Raw genomic sequence first — 15596 nt, forward strand, 5'->3', positions numbered from 1 at the left:
CTTTTTTTACCTATAGACTTCATGGGAATGGGGTCTTTATTATCAATTACAACATTTAAATAGCTTGATTTCTTTGGCTTCGAAGCCTGTTGTACTGCAGCAAATGGTGGGTGGTAATATTGGACATATGTTATTCTATTGGTTGATTCTATTTCAACATTTTCTATTATTTGTACGTTTTCTAAGTCAATATTTTTAAAATTAGAACACTCCACGATTGTAATATTATTACCATTTTGTTCCATAAAATAAATGCCTGCCTTATTTTTATACTTATAAACATATTTTGCACCCAATGTTGGCAGAACTTCTTTACGAAATAAAAAATTTAACTCTTGTTGATATATGCTTTCTTTGTAGTCATATAATACCATACATGTGTGAATACTAATTGAGACGTACAGAGTCAAACCAACCAAATAAATGATTAATGCATAAATTAACGATAGTACAACTCTTTTTACAGTTAATTTTTTTGGAGTTTGCATGCGTGTTTGTTTAATAAGGCAAAGTTAGTGGTTTTTGTTGTTTTTTCATTTTATGAAGAAAAATAACTCTAAAATTAATATCCTTTTAATTCTTTCAATATTATTATCCCAATTACAAAAAGGGTAAATGATAAAATTACATATAGCCAAATAAGGGCTGTGTTTATTTTCCGTTTCTTTGGAGTTTCTTTTTCCAATAATCTTGTAATTTCCAAATACTTTCCTTTGTGAATGAATAAAAAGTAATTCATGATCATTAATCCAGTCGCTATAAACGTTATTTCTTTCTTTGGTGTTTTTTCAAGGTAAAAAATATTTATACCAATTGCTTGCAATAATATTCCAATCAAAATCAAATTTAGGAACATCATAGATGAAACAATAAACATGGCATTCCATTGAGGTAAGTCATTTTCACCCCATTTATTTAAATTCCATGTGTACAGCCTGTAAAATAAGTATTTATATAGTTTCATCATGGTCTGAAAAATAAGTGTTTGTTTTCAGCTTGTATGTACAGTTTGGTTTCACAAGGTAAAGTTGGAAATTTATTAATATTTTTCAAGCAACAAATATAATAATTTTATAAAACATGTAGTGCTCCCGAATAATATGCTTGCGTATTTATGGTTACAAACAAAATCGTACAAAAAATTGAGTAATTATACTGATTTTTAATACAAAAGTTTTACCTTTACAAAAAAATAATGCAATGATAATATCACCATCAATATTGTCGGCAAATATGCTAAACTTAGCAGCCGACATAGAAATGATAAACAAAAGCAGGGCTCAATGGGTTCATCTTGATATAATGGACGGCAGGTTTGTTCCTAATATTTCCTTTGGTATTCCAATAGTAAAGGCGGTTCGCAAAGCTACCGACAAAATTTTGGACGTACACCTGATGATTGTTGAACCTGAAAAGTATTTTGCTGCATTTGCGGATGCCGGAGCCGATTTAATAAGTTTTCACGTAGAGGCTACAAATCATGTGCACCGATGTATATACCAAATTAAAGAATTGGGCAAGAAGGTAGGAATTGTGCTAAATCCGCACACACCGCTTGTTAGTGTAAAGGAGGTCCTTTTAGATGTGGATTTGGTGCTACTTATGTCGGTTAATCCCGGATTTGGAGGACAGAATTTTATTAAAAATACTTTCTCAAAAGTACGTGAACTAAACGAAATGATTAAGATATTTAACTCTTCGGCGATAATACAAGTTGACGGAGGCGTAAACCTTGAAAATGCTCAAGAGTTGGCAAACGACGGTGCTACTTGTTTGGTTGCAGGCAATAGTGTATTCGGTTCGCCAAATCCTATTGAGGTTATTAATAAAATGGAAGCAATAAAAGATGAATCAATAAATATATAATACTATGAGTTATTTGTTTGAAAATTTAAAGCCGGAATTGTTGTGGAAATATTTTTATGAAATACTTCAAGTTCCACGACCATCGAAGAAAGAAGAAAAAATAATAAAATACCTTGTTGATTTTGCTAAATCTCAAAAATTAGATTATCAGCAGGATAAAATAGGTAATGTTGTAATCAGAAAGCCTGCTACCAAAGGCTACGAACATTTTCCAATAGTTGTTTTGCAAAGCCATATGGATATGGTTGGCGAAAAAAACAGCGATGTTGACCACGATTTTGAAAAAGACCCGATAGTTCCCCGAATTGAGGACGGTTGGGTAAAAGCAAGCGGAACAACATTGGGCGGCGACGATGGAATAGGAGTGGCAACGCAATTGGCAATATTGGCTTCCGACGATATTGAGCACGGTCCTTTGGAAATGCTTTTTACAGTCGATGAAGAAACCGGACTTACAGGAGCAAAAGAGCTTGAAAAAAGTATGATAAAAGGTAGAATTTTGCTAAATCTTGACTCAGAAGACGAAGGCGAACTGTTTATTGGTTGTGCGGGTGGAAGAGACACAAGAGCATTTTTGGATTACAAACTTGAAGATATTGACAAAGCTAAGTACAAAGCGTACAATATTAATGTCAGCGGTCTGATTGGCGGACATTCGGGCGACGATATAAACAAAAACAGAGGCAATGCCGTTAAAATTCTTGTCAGACTTTTATGGTTGTTTCAAGAAAAATTCGGAATGCGTCTTTCAACTTTCGAGGGTGGAAACTTGCGAAATGCTATAGCTCGCGAGGCATCGGCTAAAATAGCTATTCCTGTATCTAAAAAAGCAAAGTTTTTGAAATTTTTCGACGAATATTCAGCTCAAATACTGGCTGAATTTAACTTAAACGAACCCGATTTGAAAATTACTTGTCTTGTTGATAATAAGGTTGGCAAAGTTATTTCAAAGAAACAACAGAAAAGACTAATAAACTCCGTGTATGCTTGTCCGCATGGCGTTATTGCTATGTCGGCAAGTATTCCCAACTTTGTTGAAACTTCTACAAATTTGGCATCGGTAAAAATGCACAAAAAATATTTTGAAATAGGCACAAGTCAGCGTAGTTCGGTTGAAAGTTCAAAAGAATACGTCGTAAACATGGTTGAGAGTCTGTTTGATCTTGCCGGTTGCGAGGTTGTACACGACGACGGCTATCCTGGTTGGACGCCTAATCCCGACTCTCACGTAATGGAAGTTACAAAACAAGCCTATGTCAAGCTATTTGGTAAAGAACCAAAAGTTTTGGCTATTCACGCAGGATTAGAGTGCGGTTTGATTGGCGAAAAATTCCCCGGAATGGATATGATTTCGTTCGGACCGACAATTAAAGGGGCTCACTCTCCCGACGAAAGGCTTGAAATTGCAACAGTTGAAATGTTTTGGGATTTAACTTTAGAAGTGCTTAAAACCATAGCATAAAAATTGCTCAAATATTTATTAATTTTTTATACTTTTGCACGCTATACAAAAAGTATAAAATAAACTACTAAAACGCAGTAAAACCGGATTAGGTTTTTCTTAAACGAAAGCGTGTCAAGGGTTTTTGAGTGAATTTAATTTAATTATCAATGAAAAAAAGTATAATTCTTTTTGCTTTATTAATACTAACAACAGCTTTATTTTCGCAGAATAATACAATAAAGGGCTTTGTTTACGAAAAATCAACAGGCGAGCCTGTTATGTTTGCTAGTGTGTTCTTAAAAGGCACAACAATAGGTAGCACAACCGACGAAAACGGATATTTTATCATTACGCGTATCCCTAAAGGCGATTACACGCTAATATCGACTTTTGTGGGCTATGATACTGCTGTCAAACCGGTAAGTCTTAATGTTAACGATAACGTGCAACTTCGATTGATACTAGAGGAATCGGTTATTCAGCTTGAAGCGGTGTCGGTATCAGCCGAGTATACTTCGGCTCGAACCGATATTAGAACTTCGGTAACTCAGGTAACACCAAAACTGATAAAACAAATACCAACAATTGGCGGTCAGGCTGACTTTGCGCAGTACTTGCAAGTATTGCCCGGTGTGGTTTTTACAGGCGACCAAGGTGGACAATTATACATAAGAGGAGGTGCACCTATACAAAATAAGGTTTTGTTAGATGGAATGGTTATCTACAATCCTTTCCACTCAATAGGTTTGTTCTCAGTGTTTGAAACCGACCTGTTGCGTACTGCCGATGTGCATTCGGGCGGATTTAGTGCCGAGCATGGTGGAAGAATTTCGGCTGTTATGGACTTGAAAACTCGAGACGGAAACAAGCAAAGATTGTCGGGAAAGGTTAGCGGTACTACCTTTGGTGCTAACTTACTGCTCGAAGGTCCTTTTGTAAAGCAAGATGAATCGCATGGTGGCACATCATTTTTATTATCGTATAAAACATCATATCTTGAACAAAGTTCAAAAGTGTTTTATAAATATATAGATGAAGACGGATTGCCTTATAATTTCGACGACTTGTACGGAAAGGTATCTATTAATACAAATAATGGTTCTAAAATAAACTTTTTTGGTTTTAACTTTGCCGATAGGGTAAAATACAAGGCTCTTTCCGATTTTAGTTGGAATACTTTCGGGGGCGGAACTCACTTTGTTGTTATTCCGGGTATAAGTCCTGTAATGATTGAAGGTAGCATTGCGTACTCGAATTATGCTATTTCAATGGACGAAAAAAACAATTTGCCACGTTCGAGTAAAATTGACGGTTTTAGTGCATCTATTGGTGTTACATCGTTTGTTGGGAAAGACGAATTTAAGGCTGGAGTAGAAATGTTGGGCTTTAGCACCGACTTTGTTTACTACAACTCACTGAAATTAAGAACAACACTTCAACAATATACAACCGAAGTAGCACCTTACGTAACTTATAAAATGGGCTTTAATAAGTTTTTATTGGAGCCCGGAATGCGACTTCAATACTACGCTTCGCACTCGTATGCTTCATTTGAACCACGCTTTGCTTTAAAGTATTTGTTGACCGATAAGCTACGTTTTAAATTAGCAACGGGAATTTACTCGCAAAACTTTTTAGCTACAAGCAGCGATAGAGAAGTTGTGAACCTATTTTACGGGTTTTTATCAGGACCAAGGGATTTACCTTCGACCTTTGATGGCAAATCATTAAAACACAAGATTCAAAAAGCCGAACATATTGTTGTAGGCGCCGAATACGATGCATTGAGGTATCTGACGTTTAATATTGAAGGATACTACAAAAACTTTTCTCAGCTTATTAATCTGAACCGAAATAAAATATATAACGACATACCGCAGTACAGCGATAAACCCGAATATCAGAGAAAAGATTTTATTGTTGAAAGCGGAAGAGCTTACGGATTAGACGTTTCTTTAAAATACGACCATAACAACTTGTATATCTGGGGAGCTTATTCGCTTTCGTGGGTGGATAGATACGACGGAATGATTACATATGCACCGCACTACGACAGAAGACATAACGTAACATTGTTGGGAGTCTACAAGTGGGGCACTTTCGACCAATGGGAAGTAAACTTGAAATGGAACTTCGGTTCAGGATTTCCATTTACTCAAAATCAGGGATACTACGAGCAGTTGATTTTAGTTGACGGAATTTCAAGTGATATTATTGCCGAAAACGGCAGAATTGAAACTATTTACGCCGATTACAATAAAGGCAGACTTTCTGATTATCATCGTTTAGATTTCGGCTTGTCGCGTAAGTTTATTATTACCGAGCATTCAAAAATAGAGGCAAACTTCTCTCTAACAAACGTATATAATCGAAAAAACATATTCTACGTCGAAAGGCTTTCAACCGAAAGAATTTATCAGTTGCCTATTATGCCGAGTTTAGGAATAGCTTGGACGTTTTAGTTGGCTTTTAGCCTTTAGCCCTTAGCTGTTGGAGGGTGAGGGGCAATTAACAATTATCAATTAACAATTAGTAATTAATCCCGATATTTCGGGTACATTGCACATTGCACATTGCACATTGCTCATTGCATACACCCATCACCCATCACCACCACCCACCACTCATCACTCATCACTCATCACCAATCACCAATCACCAATCACCCACCACCCATCACCCACCACCATTTAAGTTTTTTGTTTCTCCTTTTTAGCTGCAGGGAATAGGACATTGTTGAGTATAAGTCGGTAGCCTGGAGAGTTAGGGAATAGCTCTAAGTCGGTTGGAGGGTCTCCAACTCTGTGTTGGTAGTCTTCGGGGTCGTGTCCACCGTAAAATGTCCATGTTCCTTTTCCAAACTCGCCGTGTATGTATTTAACTTCGTCGAGTGCTTTATTTTCGCCCATAATTACCACATTAGGTTTCAAATATTTTTTTCTGAAAGCCGTTGATTGCCCCATAAAGCCTTTAATAACTTGAAAATGATTTTGGCAAAGCATGGTAGGTACGGGATCCCATTTAGCAGAGAAGTCGAAAAGGGTGAAAAAGTCATTTCTTTCCGAAATACTTCTCGCGTGTGGCACATCAATATCTGCAATTTCGTATTCGTAAGGATTTGTAACCAATTTAAAGTTCTGAAAAGCCAAACATTGACTATAGTCAAGTTTTTCCTGTGCATCTTTATCCATGGGGTCGCCATCGAACATGGTTTCGCATATATCGGTGTTTTCGGCTGCTAAAGCCACATCGTAGCTATCGGGTGCTGAGCACATTGCAAACATGTATCCGCCACCGGCAACAAACTCTTTTATTTTTTTTGCTACTGCCAATTTAAGTTTGCTTACCTTATTGAAGCCTAACTTTCGAGCAGTTTCTTCGTTTATGCGTTGGTCATTTCTGTACCAATCGCTGTTTTTGTATGCAACCCAAAATTTTCCGTATTGTCCGGTAAAATCTTCGTGGTGCAGGTGAAGCCAATCGTACAAGGGCAAAACGTTATTCATCACTTCTTCATCGTAAATCAAATCGTAAGGGATTTCGGCATACGAAAGGGCAAGAGTAACGGCATCGTCCCAAGGTAATTTGTTTTTGGGTGAATAAACTGCGATTTTCGGAGCTTTATTGAGTTTAACTTCATCCATATTTATTTCGGGCGAGGAAATATGCTCGCGTATAGCCAACACTTGAACGTCGGCAATAACTTGATACTTAACGTTTCTGACAATGCATTCGTTTTCAAACAAGTTTGTGTGTCGGAATAAAAAAGAGCCGCCCTTGTAGTTCAAAAGCCAGCTGACTTCAACATCTCTTTCCAAAACCCAATACGCAATTCCGTACGATTTTAAGTGGTTGGTTTGGGTGTTATCCATTGGAATTAAGATGTACGAAGCTTGTACTTTTAAAGATAAAAGTACTAGTATAATAAATAAGAGTCTTCTAGTCATTTTTAAAAATCAGGTTCTTCGGGATAATCGTTAGTATTGTTTAAGAAATTATCGTTTGGGTCGAGGTCGTTAATTTTAGATTGAAGTATAACAGCACCTTCGCCGTGATGACCTTGAAAGTTATCGAAAGTTGGAAGTTGAGGCATGTTTTCAAATCGGGTGAACTCTTTAACAAATCTGAGCCATACGTCGCCTGTTTTACCGTTACGGTGTTTAGCAATGCTAATCATAGCTCTGCCTCTGGTATCGCCTAAATCATCTTCGTTAATTTCGTAATATTCCGGTCGGTAGATAAACAAAACAAGGTCGGCGTCTTGCTCAATAGCACCAGATTCACGAAGGTCGGACAGTACGGGCTTTTTAGCGGCTCTTCCACCTGTACTTCCTCTGGTTTCAACCGAACGGTTGAGTTGCGACAAAGCTATTATAGGAATATTAAGCTCTTTTGCTAAAGTTTTTAACGAGCGCGAAATATTTGCAATTTCTTGTTCTCTGTTGCCGGAAGTTTTGGTGCCACCTTCGGTCATCATTTGAATGTAGTCGATAATAATAAGCTTTATATCGTGTTGGGCTTTAAGACGTCTTGCTTTGGCACGCAGTTCAAATAGCGAAAGTCCGGGCGAGTCGTCAATAAACATTGGTGCGTTGCTAAGCGCTTGTATTTTTGAGTTAATATGTTCCCATTCGTAATCGTGCAAGTCGCCGGAACGAAGTTTTCCGACTCCTATCTCCGATTCGGCAGCAATAAGTCTTGATACAAGCTGTTCGGCAGTCATCTCTAAAGAGAAAAAAGCCACAGGGTTATTAAAATCTATAGCTATATTTCTTGCCATACTGAGCACAAACGAAGTTTTCCCCATACCTGGACGAGCAGCAACGACAATAAGGTCGCTGGGTTGCCAACCACCGGTGATTTTATCAATAACGTCAAATCTTGTCAAAAGCCCTGTCGATGCATCTTCATTGGAGCGTAAGTGGTTAACGTTATGCATTACGTTTGATACCAGCGCATTCATGCTTGAGGCTTTTTGTCGCAAGTTAACTTCGCTTATTTCAAATAAATTTCTTTCGGTTTCATCCAAAAGGTCGAACACATCAATAGTTTCGTCGTATGCTTTTCTTATAGTTTCGGTTGCCGTGCTTATAAGGCAGCGTTGCAAATATTTTTGTTTTAAAATACCAACATGATATTCAATATTAGCCGACGATGCAACACGAGCCGTGAGTTGTGCAATGTAGTAATGTCCACCCACTATTTCCAATTTGCCGTTTTTTTTCAGCTTTTCAATAACTGTCATCACATCGATAGGTTCGTTTGCGTGAAACAAATCGTGTATGGCTTTAAAAATAATTTGATGATTTTCTTTATAAAAAACTTCTTCCGATAGTTGGTCAATAACATTTGACACCGCATCTTTTTCAAGAAGCAATTCGCCTAAAACAATCTCTTCCAATTCAATAGCCTGAGGCGGAATTTTTCCGTATTCCAAAGGAAAATCTTTGTTTAGTCTTGCTGTATTGCTTCTAATTGCTACTCTGGTCTTATTTTCAACGTTACTCATTTTTCTATTTCTTTACTTTTTATTTTTAATTCAAAAGTATAATAATAACGCAAAAAACACAAATTCTTGCCACTATTATTTATCAACAAAGCAGCAAAGTTAAGCAAAATAAAGCTTTTTAGTGCGTACTATTCGGCAAATGGAGCAGCAGTAGGGTTGTTTGTGGGTAGCTGTGTGTTAGAAGGCTTAACTACGTTGCCTTTCAATAATAAAACCACTGCCGAATTTTTTGCGTTGGAGTTTACGGTTGCCGATTTGTTAATTGTGCCCAATCTTTGGGTATCGTATTTTATAACCAATGTGCCTGTGCCGCCTGGCATTACGGGGGCTCTGTCCCATTGAGGAACAGTGCAGCCGCAGGTTGCAACAACATTGGTTATTATTAGAGGCGAATTGCCGGTGTTTTTATATCTGAATTCGGCAATGCCATCGGAGCCGGTTATTATATTACCGTAGTTATGTGTTGTGTTTTCAAATTTTATAACTGCCTGTTTGGATGTATCGGTGGCACTATCGCTACTTTGCGAAAACCCAACTACGCTTATCAGTAGTAAACTTATTAGTGTTATGATTCTTATTTTATACATAAAAATTGTTTTTTATTCTTTGACTAACAATAATAATACCAATTTTGACATTCTAATGGCTAAGATACTATTTTTATGTTATTCTTTTGGTTTTTTAAAAGCTGTAAATTGTTAATTAATATTAATTGCAAATGCTGTAAAGCTTGTGTGTTAGGCTTTGTGTTAATTGTCTTTAGCCTTTAGCCTTTAGCCATTGGCTAAACTCAATCCTGAAACTTCTGGGTTAATTGCTAATTGCCCTGTACCCCGAAACCACACCGCGTAACCCTAAACAGCTAAGAGCCAATAGCCAATAGCTAACGGCGACTTTGAGATTAAAGATATTTATCGGACAACAATAATAGATTTTGCTTTATGGAAATAAATTGTACTTTTGCGAAACAATTTCAGTTATATAGATAAAAGAATATAAGTATGAAACTAACTCGAAAGTCTGAATTTACTGCAACTGGGTGAATATAGAACGATTGAGTTTCATACTAAATAATAAAAAATAAGGCATATGAGAACATTTAAAACGGTTTTGTTATTTTCATCGATATTTTTATTGATTTTTTCTTGTAAAACACCTATTAATGTTGCAAATCAAAAAGAAACCGATGGACAAATGTCGGCTCCGGGACCTAGAATAATAATCTACAAAACCAAAGCTGATTACAGTAATAATGTTCCAGTAATACTTAGTAAAGACAAGAAGACCATAGTTTCGTTTCCCGATAAAGGAGACCTTGTTGTTGATGGGAATTACACAAAGCCGGTGGCTTTAGAAAAAGGATATTGGCTAGACAAAAGAGGAATAAACGAAAATGTTGCATTTTTGAGTTACACGTACGAGCAGTACTCAAATTTGGATAAAACGCCCAGAGTTGAAGAACTGTACGATAAAATTATTGCTAAAAGACCTTTAAAGAGAATGTACAAGGGCGGAACTTTGCCAAGAGATATTGATATAACTGAAAAGCTAAATGCAAAGATTTTAAAGAACGATTTTTCCGATTTTGTTCGTTTAAAATAAATACCTTTTTATAATTGTATTTTTGACAAAGATAAACCTTAATAATATGATTGTTACAAACAATAATATTACTGAAAAAATAAATGATGGCAAGTATTTTTATTACGCTTTCATATCGGGAGCTAAGAGAATAATTGCCAATCAGACTATTATAAATAAAATAAATGTATTTCCTGTTGCCGACGCCGATACCGGCACAAATTTAGCAAGCACAATTCGTAGCATTATTGATAGTCCGGTTCCGACCGACAGCATAAAAAACGTTGCTGTTGCCATAGCCGATGCGGCTCTCGTTGGAGCAAGAGGAAATTCTGGAATTATTTTCGCTCAATTTTTGTACGGCTTCGGAGACGAAATAAGCAAATACGACGAATTTTCGTTGAAGGCTTTTGCTACATCTGTAAACAAAGCCGTTAAGTACGCCTACGAAGCTATTGCAAATCCTGTTGAGGGAACCATGATTACGGTTATAAAAGAGTGGGCAATAGCTATCAACGAATTTAAAGATACTGTTGAGGACATTATCCAGCTGCTACTAAAAGCCTTTGAGGTAGCCAAAACAGCTTTAATTGAAACTACTGAGAAGTTAGAAGTTTTGAAAAAGAATAAGGTAGTTGATGCAGGTGCCAAAGGTTTTGTTTGTTTTTTGGAAGGAATGTTAGATTTCTTAAAAGGTAATACAACTCTTAAATCGCTGAGTATAACCAAAGAGGAGCTTGCTTTTGAAGCACTTCCGGTGGTTGTACATGGAGAACTTACTTATAGATATTGTTGCGAAGCGTTGATATCGGTGGAAAAACATAAAAACTCGGATAAAGAAACAATTTCAAATGCTATAAAGCATTTCGGCGATTCGTTTGTAATAGCAGGCTCTACAAAAAAGATAAGACTGCATATTCACACCGACGAGCCACAAGAATTGTTTGATACTATTAGCAAATACGCCGATGTATTATATCAAAAAGTTGACGATATGGTATTTCAGCAATCGTTGACCACCGAAAATAAAAACTCAATAGCTATTCTAACCGATTCAACCTGCGATATTCCTGCCGACTTGTTGGAAAAACATTTTATTTCGGTTATTCCCTTGAACTTACACATTGGCGATAACCAGTTTTTGGATAATGTTACAATTTCTAACACTCAGTTTTACGATAGGCTAGATAATTGTAAAAAACCACTTTCTACATCTCAGCCTTCGTACAAAGACTTTGTCAACAAGTATTCGTATTTGGCTTCGCATTTCAAATATGTAATAGGCATACATATGGGGGGGACTTTTAGCGGAACTTTTTCAAACAGCAAAAAGGCTGCTCAGTTTGTTTCGGAGCAAACGGGTGTTCCTATTTACGTACACGATGCCACATATCTAACGGCAGCTACGGGTTTAATTGTATTGCGTACGGCTAATTTAATTGAGAGCGGACTAAGTTTTGAAGAAATTAAAGCCGAACTTCAAAATATGAACGAAAAGGCAAGACTTTTTGCCACAACAAAAACTATAAAATACCTTGTTAAAAGCGGACGCTTGAGTTATACCAAAGGTTTTTTTGCTAGACTGTTGAATATTAATCCCGTACTAACAATAAATACCGAAGGCAAACCTGAGACTATAAAAAAGTTTAGAAGGATTGAAAAAGCCGAAAAAGTTGTTTTTGATGCCATTGAAAAACTGATAGGTGGGGGAGAAGTATATAGCTATGCAGTTACCAGTGTTAGAAATGACGAAATGACTCAAAAATTCATTAATAAAATGAAAGATAAGTACGGAATGGAACCTGTTTTTATAGGATTTGCCAGTCCGGTTCTCGGAGTGAATGCAGGACCAGGAGTTACGGCTATTTCGGTAATGAAGAAATAAAATTGTTTATAAAATGCAAATCATTGAATCAATTAAAGAACTCGACGAATTGCTGTTTTTGTGGCTCAATTCATTTCGAAGCTCGACACTTGATTTTATAATGTGGCATTTTACTAAATACACTTTTTGGATTCCCCTTTTTATCATATTGTTTTACATTATTGTTAAGCGTTTCGGAAAGTATTCCGTTCTCGTTTTTATAATGTTGGGAGTATTAATACTAATAAACGACCAATTTTGCAATCTGAGTAAGTATTATTTCATGCGTTTGCGTCCGACCCATGAAGATGCAATAAGCAATGTTGTCAACACTGTAAACGGATACAGGGGAGGTTTGTATAGTTTTTATTCGGGACATGCTTCAAATACATTTGCCGTTGTTACGTTTTTTTCGTTGATTTTTAAGAATAAACCAAAATATCTGTTTATTCTTTTGTGGATTTTTACAGTAATTACGGTTTTTAGTCGTATTTATCTCGGAGTACACTATCCTGGCGATATTATTGTTGGGGCTACTATTGGAACCTTATTTGGCATTGTTGTTTATAAGGCTTTTAAAGAAATCTACTGTTATCTCAGTAAACAAAGCATTTGATAAAAAGATATTGAAATGCAAACACTAAATATTATATATACTTCTAAACCGCTTATATTAGTGCTTTTGTGCTTGTTGGCAGGTTTTGTTTATGCGTATTTTTTGTATTATTTCAAGAATAAGGGAGTTTTTACCAAAAAACTAACTCCAATATTGTTTGCCGTAAGGTTTTTAACGGTTTCATTTTTGTGTTTTTTGTTGTTATCGCCGTATTTGCTAAGAAAAAAGACAATAGAAGAGAAACCTATTCTAATTGTAGCTCAAGATAATTCCGAATCTATTTTAGGACATGATAATTCCAATAAAATAAAATTTAAGTCCGATTACGAAAATAGAGTAGGCAATTTAGTAAATCAGCTTTCGGACAAATTTGAAGTTCAACGAGTAATTTTCGGCGATAAGGTTAGAGATATAAGCGACGACTCTTTGACTTTGACCGACAAAACAACAAATATTTCCGATGTTTTCAAGTACGTAAACAAGCAATACTACAATAGAAATATTGCGTCAGTATTGCTTTTTAGCGATGGTATATACAACAAAGGATTAAATCCGGTTTATCTGAGCAGCGACGAACTTAAATTTCCGGCACAAGTTGTTGCCATGGGCGATACCAATGTTATCCCCGATATTAAAATACTTAAAATAAATGCCAACGATTACGCATTTTTGGGCAACGAATTTCCTGTTGAGGTTGAAATTAAAGCCGATAAGCTAAAAGACAGAGACATTATTGTTGATATTATTAAAGCAGAAAAAGTGCTTTATTCCAATAAAATTAAAATCGATAACAACGATTTTTATACAAAGATAAAAACGAATATTAAAGCTGAAGATGCTGGAGTTAATCATTATAGGGTTAGGATTAAACCTGCCGAAGGCGAAGGAAATATCAGTAATAATTACAAAAGTTTTTATATAGATGTTATTGAAAACAAGCAAAGAGTTGCAATTATATATTCGTCGCCACACCCCGATATTGCTGCGTTGAGACAGGCAATAAACAACAACGACAACCTAACCGTTGAGGTCTTTTCGTATAAAGAATTTAACAAAAACAACTTGAATTACGATATGCTAATATTGCATCAAGTGCCTGATATTTATGGTATTACGTCGGAATTTGCCGAAAAAATCACCGACTTAAATATTCCGTATCTGAGCATTGTAGGTACTTCAACGGATATTGGCTATTTTAACAAGTATTTCCCAATGGTTCAAATCCCTTCAAAATCTATGTTGTGGGATGCAGTTACACCCGTTTATAATAACAGTTTTTCGTGGTTTCAAATAAATTCTTCTTTCATTGATATTGTAAACGATTATCCACCATTGAAATCGATAATAGGAGAGTACAAAACTAGTTCGGTATTGCAGCCGGTGCTGTATCAAAAAGTAGGTTCGTATGTAACTCAATCGCCGATTATGCTTGTGGGACAGGATTTTAACAATAAAATGGCTTACATTTTGGGCGAAGGAATTTGGCGTTGGCGAATGAACACCTTTGTTAAAACTGGCGATTATAAAGCATTTGACGACTTTGTTAATTCCGTAATTCAATATCTGACAGTAAAAGGCGACAAAGGCAGATTTAGAGTTAAAAGTAAGGCAAGCTTTGCCGAAAATGAACAAGTTGTTTTCGATGTTGAGTTTTACAATAAATCGTACCAGCTTATAAATACTCCCGAAGTGGTTATGGACATTTTCGACACAGCTTCCAATCAGTATACTTACACATTTTCACGAACCGACAATTATTACACTCTGAATATAAACAACTTATCGGCAGGCGAATATACCTACAATGTTTCTACTAGTTTTGAAAATGAGGATTTTGTAAAAAACGGAAAAATAATGATTGAGGCAATCGAGGTTGAAGGCAGTAATCTTATAGCAAATCACAATCTGCTATACCAGTTGGCAGAAGCCGGTAATGGGAGTTTATTTACTTACGACGATTTAGATTCATTAAGCGAATATTTGATGAACAATACCGAATACAAAACACTTATTCATCATCAAAAACAATACACACAGTTGATTGACTTTAAACTTATTTTGTTCTTAATTGTGTTTTTGTTAGGATTTGAATGGTTTATGCGAAAATATTTCGGTTCATATTAAATTTAAACACAATTATTTATGACAATTTCTACAAACAAAGTAGTTACACTACATTACGAATTGAGAGAAAACGACGAGAAAGGAACTTTTGTTGAAAAAACAGGTGAAAATTCGCCTTTGGTATTTATTTACGGAATTGGACAAATGTTACCCGAATTTGAAAAACAGCTTAAAGGTTTAAAAGTAGGAGACAATTTTTCTTTCGGTTTAGATAGCAAAGATGCTTACGGCGAGTATGATGAAAGAGCTTTAATTGAAGTTAGCAAAAGCATTTTTATGGTAGATGGTAAGCTAAATACCGACCTTCTTCAGGTAGGAAGGATGCTACCTTTGCAGTCGCAAAACGGACGAATTTTTAACGCTAAAGTCCTTGAAATATTAGACGAGGTTGTAGTAATGGACCTTAATCACCCTATGGCAGGTAAGAATTTGCATTTTACGGGTAAGATTGTTGAAATCCGCGAAGCAACAGAAGAAGAATTGAATCACGGACATGTGCATTCCTGCGGATGTGGGAGCTGTTAGGTTGCGGGTTGTGGGGTACGGGGTACGTGTTGCGTGGTGCGAGGTAGTTCTGAGTTCCGAGTTCTGA

The 15596-nt window shown here is 36.2% G+C and carries 13 protein-coding genes; 8 read left to right on the forward strand and 5 right to left on the reverse strand.

Annotated features, from left to right (window positions below):
• A partial coding sequence (locus PHP31_02285) for a hypothetical protein (protein ID MDD3738108.1) occupies positions 1–488 on the reverse strand: 488 nt, incomplete at its 3' end.
• A 74-nt stretch (positions 489–562) separates the two neighbouring features.
• Positions 563–967: a hypothetical protein gene (locus PHP31_02290; GenBank protein MDD3738109.1), complete on the reverse strand. Its 405-nt coding sequence runs from the start codon at positions 965–967 to the stop codon at positions 563–565.
• 233 nt (positions 968–1200) lie between these two features.
• Between PHP31_02290 and rpe the strand changes: the two genes are divergently transcribed.
• The 3 genes from rpe to PHP31_02305 all read left to right on the forward strand — a co-directional run bounded on the left by rpe (position 1201) and on the right by PHP31_02305 (position 5772).
• Positions 1201–1866, forward strand: a complete 666-nt coding sequence (rpe, locus tag PHP31_02295; GenBank protein MDD3738110.1) for a ribulose-phosphate 3-epimerase — start codon at positions 1201–1203, stop codon at positions 1864–1866.
• Between the two features lie 4 nt (positions 1867–1870).
• A complete protein-coding gene (locus PHP31_02300; protein ID MDD3738111.1) occupies positions 1871–3328 on the forward strand; it encodes an aminoacyl-histidine dipeptidase in 1458 nt (485 codons plus the stop codon).
• 149 nt (positions 3329–3477) lie between these two features.
• Positions 3478–5772 carry a TonB-dependent receptor gene (locus PHP31_02305; GenBank protein MDD3738112.1) on the forward strand — a complete coding sequence of 765 codons (2295 nt, stop codon included), beginning with the start codon at positions 3478–3480 and terminating at the stop codon, positions 5770–5772.
• A 228-nt stretch (positions 5773–6000) separates the two neighbouring features.
• Here the strand turns inward: PHP31_02305 and PHP31_02310 are convergent, their stop codons facing one another.
• The 3 genes from PHP31_02310 to PHP31_02320 form a co-directional block, all read right to left on the reverse strand.
• Entirely contained in the window at positions 6001–7257 is a 1257-nt protein-coding gene (locus PHP31_02310) for an asparagine synthetase B (GenBank protein MDD3738113.1), read from the reverse strand.
• Positions 7258–7259: 2 nt separating this feature from the next.
• The gene (gene dnaB / locus PHP31_02315) at positions 7260–8819 is read right to left on the reverse strand and encodes a replicative DNA helicase (GenBank protein ID MDD3738114.1); all 1560 of its coding nucleotides are present in this window, start codon (positions 8817–8819) and stop codon (positions 7260–7262) included.
• Positions 8820–8947: 128 nt separating this feature from the next.
• Complete coding sequence (locus tag PHP31_02320; protein ID MDD3738115.1) at positions 8948–9406, reverse strand: DUF1573 domain-containing protein; 459 nt, start codon at positions 9404–9406, stop codon at positions 8948–8950.
• Positions 9407–9908: 502 nt separating this feature from the next.
• On the opposite strand from PHP31_02320, the gene PHP31_02325 reads away from it, so the two are divergent.
• From PHP31_02325 to PHP31_02345, 5 genes are read left to right on the forward strand one after another with little or no spacing between them, the layout of a single operon-like run.
• The gene (locus PHP31_02325) at positions 9909–10421 is read left to right on the forward strand and encodes a hypothetical protein (protein ID MDD3738116.1); all 513 of its coding nucleotides are present in this window, start codon (positions 9909–9911) and stop codon (positions 10419–10421) included.
• Positions 10422–10467: 46 nt separating this feature from the next.
• Positions 10468–12285: a DegV family protein gene (locus PHP31_02330; protein ID MDD3738117.1), complete on the forward strand. Its 1818-nt coding sequence runs from the start codon at positions 10468–10470 to the stop codon at positions 12283–12285.
• 13 nt (positions 12286–12298) lie between these two features.
• On the forward strand, positions 12299–12880 hold the full coding sequence (locus tag PHP31_02335; protein MDD3738118.1) for a phosphatase PAP2 family protein: 582 nt from the start codon (positions 12299–12301) through the stop codon (positions 12878–12880).
• 15 nt (positions 12881–12895) lie between these two features.
• Positions 12896–15004 (forward strand): hypothetical protein, encoded by a 2109-nt coding sequence (locus PHP31_02340; protein ID MDD3738119.1) that lies wholly within the window; start codon positions 12896–12898, stop codon positions 15002–15004.
• A gap of 18 nt (positions 15005–15022) precedes the next feature.
• The gene (locus PHP31_02345; protein ID MDD3738120.1) at positions 15023–15529 is read left to right on the forward strand and encodes a peptidylprolyl isomerase; all 507 of its coding nucleotides are present in this window, start codon (positions 15023–15025) and stop codon (positions 15527–15529) included.
• Positions 15530–15596: the final 67 nt, after the last annotated feature.

The sequence above is a fragment of the Lentimicrobiaceae bacterium genome (genome assembly GCA_028697555.1).
Taxonomy (GTDB): Bacteria; Bacteroidota; Bacteroidia; order Bacteroidales; family UBA4417; genus UBA4417.

Excerpts from the sequence above, each read along its gene's own strand:
- PHP31_02320 (MDD3738115.1), bottom strand. The coding sequence starts at position 9,406 with ATGTATAAAATAAGAATCATAACACTAATAAGTTTACTACTGATAAGC.
- PHP31_02300 (MDD3738111.1), top strand. The coding sequence starts at position 1,871 with ATGAGTTATTTGTTTGAAAATTTAAAGCCGGAATTGTTGTGGAAATAT.
- PHP31_02345 (MDD3738120.1), top strand. The coding sequence starts at position 15,023 with ATGACAATTTCTACAAACAAAGTAGTTACACTACATTACGAATTGAGA.
- PHP31_02310 (MDD3738113.1), bottom strand. The coding sequence starts at position 7,257 with ATGACTAGAAGACTCTTATTTATTATACTAGTACTTTTATCTTTAAAA.
- PHP31_02305 (MDD3738112.1), top strand. The coding sequence starts at position 3,478 with ATGAAAAAAAGTATAATTCTTTTTGCTTTATTAATACTAACAACAGCT.
- PHP31_02290 (MDD3738109.1), bottom strand. The coding sequence starts at position 967 with ATGATGAAACTATATAAATACTTATTTTACAGGCTGTACACATGGAAT.
- PHP31_02330 (MDD3738117.1), top strand. The coding sequence starts at position 10,468 with ATGATTGTTACAAACAATAATATTACTGAAAAAATAAATGATGGCAAG.
- PHP31_02340 (MDD3738119.1), top strand. The coding sequence starts at position 12,896 with ATGCAAACACTAAATATTATATATACTTCTAAACCGCTTATATTAGTG.
- PHP31_02335 (MDD3738118.1), top strand. The coding sequence starts at position 12,299 with ATGCAAATCATTGAATCAATTAAAGAACTCGACGAATTGCTGTTTTTG.
- rpe (MDD3738110.1), top strand. The coding sequence starts at position 1,201 with ATGATAATATCACCATCAATATTGTCGGCAAATATGCTAAACTTAGCA.
- dnaB (MDD3738114.1), bottom strand. The coding sequence starts at position 8,819 with ATGAGTAACGTTGAAAATAAGACCAGAGTAGCAATTAGAAGCAATACA.
- PHP31_02325 (MDD3738116.1), top strand. The coding sequence starts at position 9,909 with ATGAGAACATTTAAAACGGTTTTGTTATTTTCATCGATATTTTTATTG.